This is a genomic window from Rathayibacter sp. AY1D2, from assembly GCF_002932695.1.
Lineage (GTDB): Bacteria > Actinomycetota > Actinomycetes > Actinomycetales > Microbacteriaceae > Rathayibacter.
The window spans coordinates 73,220-82,297 of sequence record NZ_PSVX01000008.1 but is presented as its reverse complement, the minus strand read 5'-3'; the positions used below and the strand labels follow the sequence as shown (position 1 = coordinate 82,297).

The following is a 9,078-nucleotide window of genomic DNA, read 5'->3' as shown; positions in this document are numbered from 1 at the left end:
GAGGCCGTCTTCGACCAGATCGAGGCCGACCTGTCGGGGGAGGAGAGCGAGGCCGACCTCGACGACACCCTCTTCACCGTCGCCGAGGTCGTCGAGCACTTCCTCGACTTCCTCACCGACGAGGACCTCTGGACCGGCACCGACGAGGAGCTGGACGAGTGCCAGGCCGTCCTCGACGAGGTCCTCGACCTCGCCGGCTCCTTCGTGGAGGCCGTGCTCGACGACCTCGCCGAGCTCGACGAGGTCCCGGCCGAGGAGCAGCTCTCCGCCGTGCGCGCCACCGCTCTCGTGCACGCCGCCGACGTCGTGGTCGAGCACCTCGCCGCCGACGACGGCGCGACCCTCACAGAGCGCGCCGCCCGCGAGATCGCGGTCGAGGCGGGCATCTCCTCCGCGGGATCCACCCCGAGCGACGACTCCGTCCGCATCCCGGTCTCGGCCTGGTGGGACGCGCTGGTCGGCTCCGCTGTGCTCGAGCAGGAGGGATCCGCCGCAGGTCTCGGCGAGGCCGCCGTGCTCTGGCGCAGCTCCGATGCCCACGAGGCCGCCGCCGAGCGCATCGCCTACGTCGCCCGCTTCCTCGAGCAGTGGATCCTCAGCGCCCAGACCGCGCTGGCGGCCGCCGACACCGAGGACGGCGCCTTCTCCCCGGAGGAGCGCGCGGTCACCACCACCGATGCCGTACTGGTCCGCATCGCGGTAGCCTGCCAGGCCGAGATCCACCCGGGCCTGGTCGTCGGCGAGCTGGTCGACGAGCTGGCAGCCGACTCCGGAGTCTCGCTCGACGAGGCCCTCGACGAGCGCGAGCGCATGGTCGGCACGGCCGAGCGGATGCTCGACGACACCGCCGAGCTCGGGCTGCTGCTGCACTCGCCCGAGTTCGGCTACGCGGTGCCGGAGGGCCTGGCGCCCGTACTCGCCTCCGTCGTCCGCGCGACGGTCGTCCTCCTCGGAGAGCGCGAGGCCACCCGCCTCGAGATCCTCGACGAGGCGACCCAGGACACGGCGACGGCCTACGCGCTTCACGTCGCCCTGCTCGGGACCAAGCCCGTCGTCTGGCGGCGCCTCGAGCTCTCCTCCGAGTCGTCGCTGCGCGATCTGCACCTCGCGCTCCAGCTCTCGCTGGGCTGGACCGACGCGCAGCCGCACTACTTCAGCGTCGGCGTGCCCGACGAGGAGCAGGCTCCGATCGGCTCGCCGTCCGACGCGGAGGAGTTCGGCGCCGACCTCGTGGACGAGGCGGGCGTCGCGCTCGCCGAGGTGCTCGAGCAGGAGCAGGACGAGCTCTTCTACGTCTACGACCTCGAGGACGAGTGGCGCCACGTCATCCGTCTGGAGTCGATCGCGCCGCTGTCGTCGGCTCTGCCGCGCTGCACGGGCGCGCGCGGCGCGGCTCCGCTCGACGTGCCGGGAGGCCCCGCGGCCTGGGCCGACACGGTGCGGGCGGCGACGGACCCGTCCTCGGCCGACCACGCGGAGGCGCTCGAGGCTCTCGGCCTCGCCGCCGGAGCCTCGTTCGATCCGGCCGCGGTCGACGTCGACGGCATCAACCGCTCGCTCGGACTCCTGCGCTCCGCGGTCTGACGCCCCGCCGGAGGGCATCACCGGAGGAGGCCCCGCTCCCGCTCACCGCGGGCGGCGGGGGCCTCCTCCGGTGCGGGGCGTCACGGGGTGAGCAGCAGCTTGCCGATGTGGCCGGAGGAGCGCATCACGTCGTGCGCCCGCTCGGCCTCGGCGAGCGGGACCACCTCGTCCACCACCGGTCGCACCGTCCCGGCGGCGACCAGCGGCCAGACCTCCGCGCGCACCCGCGCGACGATCGCGCGCCGCTCCTCCAGGGGCCGGGCGCGGAGGGTCGTGGCGTGCACCGCCCCGCGCTTGCGCATCAGCACCCCGAGATCGAGCGAGCCCAGCGCACCGGACTGGTTGCCGATGAACACCACGCGCCCGCCCACGGCCAGCGCCTCCAGGTCTCGCGCCAGGTAGTCGCCGCCGACGGGGTCGAGGATCACGTCGACGCCGCGCCCGCCGGTCGCCTCGCGGATCCGCTCGACGAAGTCCTCCTCGCGGTAGTCGATCAGGACGTCGGCCCCGAGCGCGCGGCACGCCTCGAGCTTGCGGGGGCTGCCGGCCGTGACGGCGACGCGGGCGCCGAGGGCGGCGGCGACCTGGATGCCCGTGGTCCCGATCCCGCTCCCGCCTCCGTGGAGGAGGACGGTGTCGCCGGATCCGAGCCCGGCCACCATCACGAGGTTCGACCAGACGGTGGACGTCGTCTCCGGGAGGGCGGCGGCCGAGACGAGGCCGACGCCGTCCGGCACCGGCAGCACCAGGCCCGCGTCGACCGCGACGTACTCGGCGTAGCCGCCGCCGGAGAGCAGCGCGCAGACCTCGTCGCCCTCCGAGAACCCGGTCGCGTCCTCGCCGAGCGCGACGACCGTGCCGGACACCTCCATCCCGAGGATCTCGGAGGCGCCGGGCGGCGGCGGGTAGACCCCGCCGCGCTGGCCGAGGTCGGCGCGGTTGACGCCGGCGGCCGCCACGCGGACGAGGACCTCGCCGGGTCCGGGGGAGGGCGTCGGCACCTCCTCCAGCACGAGTCGGGAGTCGGGGCCGGGGTTCTCGATGCGGATCGCCTGCATGAGGGGGATGCTACGCCGCGGGCCTCGGCGCTCGCGGTGCTCCCGCCCGGCGCGGGGCCTGCTCAGCGCTGCTCCGCCAGGAACGCCAGCACCGCGTCCTTGAAGCCCCGCGCGGGCACGGTGCTGGTGTGGTCGCGGCCGGGGACGCTCACGAACCGCGCCCCCGCCTCCGCCGCCAGCAGCTCTCCGCCGGGAGCGATCGGATCCGCGCCGCCGGTCACGAGCAGCGTCGGCAGGCCGGGGTGCCGCCCGTGCTCCGGGTGCGCCCCGCCGCGGACGCCGTCGGCCACCGCCACCAGTGCCGCGAGGTCGTTGCCCTGCACGCCCTCCGCCATGCCGATGAAGGCGCGGGTGAAGCCGTCGTCGATCTCGCCGCCGGAGGCGACGCGGGCCCGGGCCGCCTCCGCGTCGAAGGAGCGGAGGGGCTCGCCCACCGTCAGCCCGCCGAGGCTCAGCGATGCGAGCCGCTCCGGGTGCTCGAGCCCCAGCACCCAGCTCATCCGGGCGCCGAGGGAGTAGCCGAGGACGTGGGGCGCGTCGAGGTCGTAGGAGTCGAGCACCCGCACCAGGTCGGCCACCATGGCGTCCACGCTGTAGGAGTCGGAGTGGTGCGGCTTCTCGCTCGCGCCGTGCCCGCGCTGGTCGAGCGCGACGACGCGGTACCCGGCCCGGTGCAGCGTCCGCAGCCAGCCCGACGTCTCCCAGTTGAGCACGGCGTGGGAGGCGAAGCCGTGCACGGCGAGGACGGTCGGGGCGCTCTCCTCGCCGACGGAGTAGGTGGCCAGTCTCACTCCGTCGTCGGCCACGACGTACACGGGCGGAGGGAAGGCGATCACTCCACCACCCTGCCCGCCGCCGCGGGGTCGAGGGGGCACCGCGCCGCGGACACGCCGGGCGGAGTCCCCGTAGCGGAGAGAGGCCGGGCCCGGTGTCCCCGGACGGTCAGCGCGGCGGACGGGTGGAGCGGGCGAAGGGCACGGCGATCCAGAGGCGCACGGTGCGTCCCTGGCCGGACCGGATCCCGAGGACGACGCACAGCACGAGGTTGAGCACGGCCAGCGCGAGGATCGCCGAGATCGTCGCGAGCGGCCAGTCGGCGCCGAGCGAGTCGCGCACCGACACCAGCGCGAGGTGCAGCGGGACCAGCATCAGCTGGAGTGCGAGGTAGGTGAGCTGCCAGTTGACGGCGACCAGGCCGTTCCGGTCGCTGAGGGTGCCGATCCGCCGCCGCGACCCCCACACCATCACGGTCGCCGTGAGGGAGATCACAGGGGAGATCACCACGAAGCCGGCGAGCGCCGAGAGCCCGGCGAACCAGACGGCACGGGCGCCCTTGCGGTCCCGGGTGCGGTGCCGCAGCTCGTCGTCGTCCATCGCCGCCTCCTCGCGCCGGGACCAGTCTCGCACCCGCCCCCGCGTCGAGGCGGGGGATCGCCCCCGAGTTCCGGGGGTTCCCCGGATGGGGCGGGTCCGGGCGCGTCCGTAGCGTGGAGGCATCGCCGGAGCACACCGGCAGCACCGTCGGCCCGCCCGGCGGCACCGCATCCCGCCGGGCGACCGGCACCCGAGAAGGAGCACACCGTGACCACCGACGACCGCACCGCCCGCCTCTCCACCCCCGCCGACGAGCAGCCGACCGTGGACCTGGGCGCGACCGCCGTCCTCACCGAGGAGCGGCCGTCCGCCGGAGAGCGCCCCGCCGCCGAGGAGTCCGCCTCCTCGCAGCAGGCCCGCGCCCCCTACGGCACCCCCGCCGTCCCGCCCGCGGCGCTCGCCCCGGCGCCCTCGACCCCGTTCTCGCTCACGAGCCTGATCCTCGGCGTCACCTCCGTCTTCTTCGGACTGACCGTGATCGCTCCGGCCGCGGGCCTGGTCTTCGGCATCCTGGGCCTGCGGAGGGAGCCGACCGGCCGCACGCTCTCGATCTGGGGCATCGTGCTCAACTCCGTCATGCTCGGCCTCGTCCTGCTGTTCGCGATCGCCGTGCTCGTCGTGGTCGTGCTCGTGCCGCTCGCGGCACTCGCGTCGGGCAGCGACTACCGCTGATCCGCCGCTTCCCGCGTCCCGCGCCTCCTGTCCGCTCCGGCGGCGGGAGGCGCGGTCGTTCCGCGCCCGTCGACCGGACGCTCCGCGCCCGCGTCCGCCGCCGCCCCGCGCCCCGGCGATAGGCTGGCCGCGCAGTTCGCGAGCCCCCTGCACCCTCCGGGGCCGCACGACGACAGCAACGGAGCTGGACGTGACCCTCGCACCGAGCACCCTCCCCGACCGCGACCCGGAAGGCAGAGCCCTGGACGACACCGAGACCCCCGAAACGCGCACCGAGAGCGACTCCCTCGGCTCGATGGAGATCCCCGCCGAGGCCTACTGGGGCATCCACACGGCGCGGGCCCTCGACAACTTCCCGATCTCGAAGCGCCCCATCTCGATCTACCCCGATCTCGTCCGGTCCCTCGCGACGGTCAAGCTCGCGGCCGCCCGGGCCAACACCGAGCTCGGCAGTCTCGCACCCGCCAAGGCCGAGCTGATCGAGGCCGCGTGCCGCCGCATCATCGACGGCGAGTTCCACGACCAGTTCGTGGTCGGGGTGATCCAGGGCGGCGCCGGCACCTCGACGAACATGAACGCGAACGAGGTCGTCGCCAACGTCGCACTCGAGATCGGCGGCTTCGAGCGGGGCGACTACGCGCACCTGCACCCCCTCGACGACGTCAACCGCAGCCAGTCCACCAACGACGTCTACCCGACCGCGATCAAGATCGCGATGACCTGGTCGCTGCGCCGCCTGCTCGACGAGCTGGCGCTGCTGCGCGAGTCGTTCTCCCGCAAGGCGGTCGAGTTCGGCAGCGTCCTGAAGGTCGGCCGCACGCAGCTGCAGGACGCGGTGCCGATGACGCTCGGCCAGGAGTTCCACGGCTTCGCGACGACCCTCGGCGAGGACCACGCCCGCCTCTCCGAGACCATCTGGCTGCTCGCCGAGGTCAACATCGGAGCCACCGCGATCGGCACAGGCATCACCGCCGATCCGCGCTACGGCGCAGCCGCGGTCCGCCACCTCAACGAGATCACCGACCTCGACCTCGAGATGGCGCAGGACCTCGTCGAGGCGACGAGCGACACCGGCGTCTTCATGTCGTTCTCGAGCGCGCTCAAGCGCTCCGCGATCAAGCTGTCCAAGATCTGCAACGACCTGAGGCTCCTCTCCTCGGGCCCTCAGGCCGGCTTCGGCGAGATCAACCTGCCTCCGCGCCAGGCGGGATCCAGCATCATGCCCGGCAAGGTGAACCCGGTCATCCCCGAGGTGGTCAACCAGGTCGCCTACTCGGTGGCCGGGGCCGACGTCACGGTCACGATGGCGGCCGAGGCGGGTCAGCTCCAGCTCAACGCCTTCGAGCCGGTGATCGCGCACTCGCTGCTGCAGAGCATCACCTGGATGACGCAGGCCTGCAGGACGCTCCGCGAGAACTGCATCGACGGCATCACCGCGAACGTCGACCGGCTCGAGGCCATGGTCGCCTCCTCGGTCGGCGTCGTGACGGCGCTCACCCCGAGCATCGGCTACACCGCGTCCGCCGCCCTCGCGAAGGCCGCCCTCGCGACCGGCCGCAACATCGCCGACCTGGTGGTCGAGGCGGGGCTCATGTCCCGCGAGGAGGTCATGCGGCTGATCTCGCCGGCGCGGCTCTCGGGCATCGAGGCGATGACCGCGGCGCTCCCGATCATCGACCCCGCGCCGGAGGCGTGACCGCGGCCGCGAGGCGCGCCCCGGCGTAGCTGCGCCAGGGCGCCCAGCGGCGCCCGGCCTCGGCCAGCGCGCGCTCGCCCGCGGGCAGGCCGAGCGCCGCCGCGCCCCGCCGGAGCGCGGGATCCCCGGTGAGCAGGACGTCGGGATCTCCGGTCGCCCGCTGCGCCACCTCGGCCGCCGTGGCCGCGTCGATCCCGGGGACCGCCAGCAGCTGCTCGGCGAGCTCCTCCCGGTCGGCGTCGAGCCGCAGGGCTCCCTCGGCGAGCAGCGTGCAGGTCCGCACCAGCACGTCGGCGGATCCGCGGAGCACGTCGGCGGCGTGCTCGGCGATCACCGCGGGGGAGGGGAAGGCGCGTGCGATCGATCCGCTCGCCACGGACTCCGGGAGCGTCGCGCCGAGCGCTGCGACCAGCCGTGCGGCCTCCCGCCGGCCGAGCAGCGCGCGCACCAGCGTCTCGGCCGGATCGACGGAGCCGGGCACGCGGACACCGGGGCGGGCGGCGACGCTCGGAGCGAGTGCGGGATCGGCCGCGAGGGCCTCGTCCACGGCCCGGGCGTCCGCGTCCAGGTCGAGCAGCCGCCTCACCCGGGCGACCAGCGGCCCGACGTCGGCGACGGAGACGAGCGTCGCGCTGCAGCGGACGCTCTCCCCGTCCGCCGCCAGCCGGATCAGCGCCGCGCCCCCGGGCAGGACGAGCGAGCGCGCGTAGCCGCCGGGGGACGCCTCCTCGATGCCCGGGAGCGCGGTGCCGCCGAGCACGTCGAGCACCCCGGGATCGAACGGAGCCCGCACTGCCAGCCGGAGCTCCAGCGTGGTCGCGCCGTCATGGACGCTCGCCTCGGAGCGCGTGCCGCGGGCCGAGGCGCGCAGGGCCGTCGGGGTCCGCTCGTACACCTCCGCCAGGGTCGCGTTGAACTGCCGGATGCTCGTGAAGCCGGCGGCGAAGGCGACGTCGGACACGGGCAGGTCGGTGCTCGTGAGCAGGAGCCGGGCGGTCTGGGCGCGCTGGGCGCGAGCGAGGGCCAGCGGAGGCGCGCCCAGCTCCTCGCGCAGGATGCGGCCGAGGTGGCGCGCGCCGTAGCCGAGCCGGGCGGCCAGCCCCTCGACCCCCTCGCGGTCGACCACTCCGTCGGCGATCAAACGCATGGCGCGCGCCGCCGTGTCGTCGCGCAGGTTCCACTCGGGGGAGCCGGGGACGGCGTCCGGCAGGCAGCGCTTGCAGGCGCGGAGCCCCGCCTCGTGCGCGGCGGCGGCCGTCGGGTAGAAGCGCACGTTCGCGCGCTGCGGCGTGATGGCGGGGCAGCTCGGACGGCAGTAGATGCCGGTGGAGTGCACGCCGGTCAGGAACCGCCCGTCGAACCGGGAGTCGCGGGAGGCGACGGCGCGGTAGCGCTCCTCGAAGAGCGGATCGGAGTCGGGCACGCCTCGAGCCTCGCACGCGGCGACGTCGAGCAGGAGCGGGAATCGGACACGGGCGTCCGTACCCCGGCCCTCCTCCACGCGCCCGGCGCGTGTCAACCGCCGACAGCGCACCCCGCCCGTGCCCTACTGTCGGCCCCATGAGCGCCTATCCGCCGCCCGCACCGCCCGCCACCGCCCGCCCCTCCGTCGTGCCGACCGTGCTCGGCTCGATCGGCGTGGCGCTCCTCGGGATCCTGCTGCTGCTCGTGCTCGCCTACGTGGTTCTCGGACTCGGCGTCAGCGCCGCGGGGATCTGCGCGGTCATCGCCCTCGTCCCGCTGACCGTGGTTCTGCTGGGCGTCCGCTGGGTCGACCGGTGGGAGCCGGAGCCCGCGCTGGGCCTGTGGTTCGCGTTCCTCTGGGGCGCGGCCGGGTCCGTCGCGATCGCGCTCCTGGTCGACCTCGGCGTGCAGATCGCCGTCTACGCGTCCGGGCAGCAGCCGAGCGGATCCGACTTCGTCGGCGCCGTGATTCAGGCGCCGCTGGTCGAGGAGACGGCCAAGGGGATCGGCGTCCTCCTCGTCCTGCTGATCTGGCGCCGGACCTTCGACGGACCCGTCGACGGCATCGTCTACGCGGCCGTCGTCGCCTCCGGGTTCGCCTTCGTCGAGAACATCCTCTACTTCGGCAGCGCGCTGGTGGAGGGCGGTCTCGGCTCGCTCGCCGTGACCTTCTTCCTCCGCGGGGTGCTCTCGCCCTTCGCGCACGTGCTCTTCACCGCCTGCACGGGCGCGGCCCTCGGCTTCGCCTCGAACCGGCCCGCCGTCGCGCGGCTGCCCATCGCCCTGCTCGGGCTGGCGCTCGCCGCGTTCCTGCACGCGCTCTGGAACGGCTCGTCGTTCCTGGTGTCCGACTGGTTCGGCTTCTACGGCGTGGTCCAGGTGCCGCTGTTCGCGGTCGCCGTGGTCGTGGTGGTGCTGCTGCGCCGGCAGGAGCGGCGCGTGACGCTCCAGCGGCTCGACGACTACGCCGTCGCCGGCTGGCTCTCGCCGGCCGAGGTGCGGATGATCGGCACCGCGGAGGGGCGCCGCACCGCCGCTCGCTGGGCCCGGAGCACGGGAGGGGACCGGCCGCGGGCGATGCGGGACTTCCTCCGCTCGGCGACGCGGCTCGCGCACCACCGGCAGCACCTCCTGCTCGGCCGCGGCGGACGCACCGGAGCGGTCGACGAGCAGGTCCTGCTCGACGAGCTCGTCGCCCGCCGGGCGGTGCTCACCCGCTGAGCCGGGGCC

At 74.7% G+C, this 9,078-nt stretch carries 8 protein-coding genes; 4 read left to right on the top strand and 4 right to left on the bottom strand.

Annotation, left to right across the window (positions count from 1 at the left end):
* The coding region (locus tag C5D04_RS03570; RefSeq protein ID WP_146085328.1) for a plasmid pRiA4b ORF-3 family protein at positions 1-1,584 on the top strand (1,584 nt) is incomplete at its 5' end.
* Positions 1,585-1,664: 80 nt separating this feature from the next.
* Here C5D04_RS03570 and C5D04_RS03565 read toward each other — a convergent pair.
* The 3 genes from C5D04_RS03565 to C5D04_RS03555 form a co-directional block, all read right to left on the bottom strand.
* A complete protein-coding gene (locus tag C5D04_RS03565) occupies positions 1,665-2,642 on the bottom strand; it encodes an NAD(P)H-quinone oxidoreductase (protein ID WP_104233239.1) in 978 nt (325 codons plus the stop codon).
* Between the two features lie 62 nt (positions 2,643-2,704).
* Positions 2,705-3,478: an alpha/beta fold hydrolase gene (locus tag C5D04_RS03560; protein WP_181027173.1), complete on the bottom strand. Its 774-nt coding sequence runs from the start codon at positions 3,476-3,478 to the stop codon at positions 2,705-2,707.
* Between the two features lie 106 nt (positions 3,479-3,584).
* Complete coding sequence (locus C5D04_RS03555) at positions 3,585-4,016, bottom strand: DUF4870 domain-containing protein (RefSeq protein ID WP_159939525.1); 432 nt, start codon at positions 4,014-4,016, stop codon at positions 3,585-3,587.
* Positions 4,017-4,223: 207 nt separating this feature from the next.
* On the opposite strand from C5D04_RS03555, the gene C5D04_RS03550 reads away from it, so the two are divergent.
* Both C5D04_RS03550 and C5D04_RS03545 read left to right on the top strand, forming a co-directional pair.
* Positions 4,224-4,688 carry a DUF4190 domain-containing protein gene (locus C5D04_RS03550; protein WP_104226275.1) on the top strand — a complete coding sequence of 155 codons (465 nt, stop codon included), beginning with the start codon at positions 4,224-4,226 and terminating at the stop codon, positions 4,686-4,688.
* Between the two features lie 241 nt (positions 4,689-4,929).
* Positions 4,930-6,384 carry an aspartate ammonia-lyase gene (locus tag C5D04_RS03545; protein ID WP_258059853.1) on the top strand — a complete coding sequence of 485 codons (1,455 nt, stop codon included), beginning with the start codon at positions 4,930-4,932 and terminating at the stop codon, positions 6,382-6,384.
* Here C5D04_RS03545 and C5D04_RS03540 read toward each other — a convergent pair.
* Positions 6,359-7,807, bottom strand: a complete 1,449-nt coding sequence (locus tag C5D04_RS03540; RefSeq protein WP_181137665.1) for a DNA-3-methyladenine glycosylase 2 family protein — start codon at positions 7,805-7,807, stop codon at positions 6,359-6,361. The genes C5D04_RS03545 and C5D04_RS03540 overlap by 26 nt on opposite strands.
* A gap of 137 nt (positions 7,808-7,944) precedes the next feature.
* Here C5D04_RS03540 and C5D04_RS03535 point away from each other — a divergent pair, with 137 nt between their 5' ends.
* Entirely contained in the window at positions 7,945-9,069 is a 1,125-nt protein-coding gene (locus tag C5D04_RS03535; RefSeq protein WP_104347242.1) for a PrsW family intramembrane metalloprotease, read from the top strand.
* The last annotated feature ends 9 nt before the right edge of the window (positions 9,070-9,078 follow it).

Bases quoted from the DNA above. Each gene is read 5' to 3' on its own strand.
- C5D04_RS03565 (WP_104233239.1), bottom strand. From the start codon at position 2,642: ATGCAGGCGATCCGCATCGAGAACCCCGGCCCCGACTCCCGACTCGTG.
- C5D04_RS03555 (WP_159939525.1), bottom strand. From the start codon at position 4,016: ATGGACGACGACGAGCTGCGGCACCGCACCCGGGACCGCAAGGGCGCC.
- C5D04_RS03535 (WP_104347242.1), top strand. From the start codon at position 7,945: ATGAGCGCCTATCCGCCGCCCGCACCGCCCGCCACCGCCCGCCCCTCC.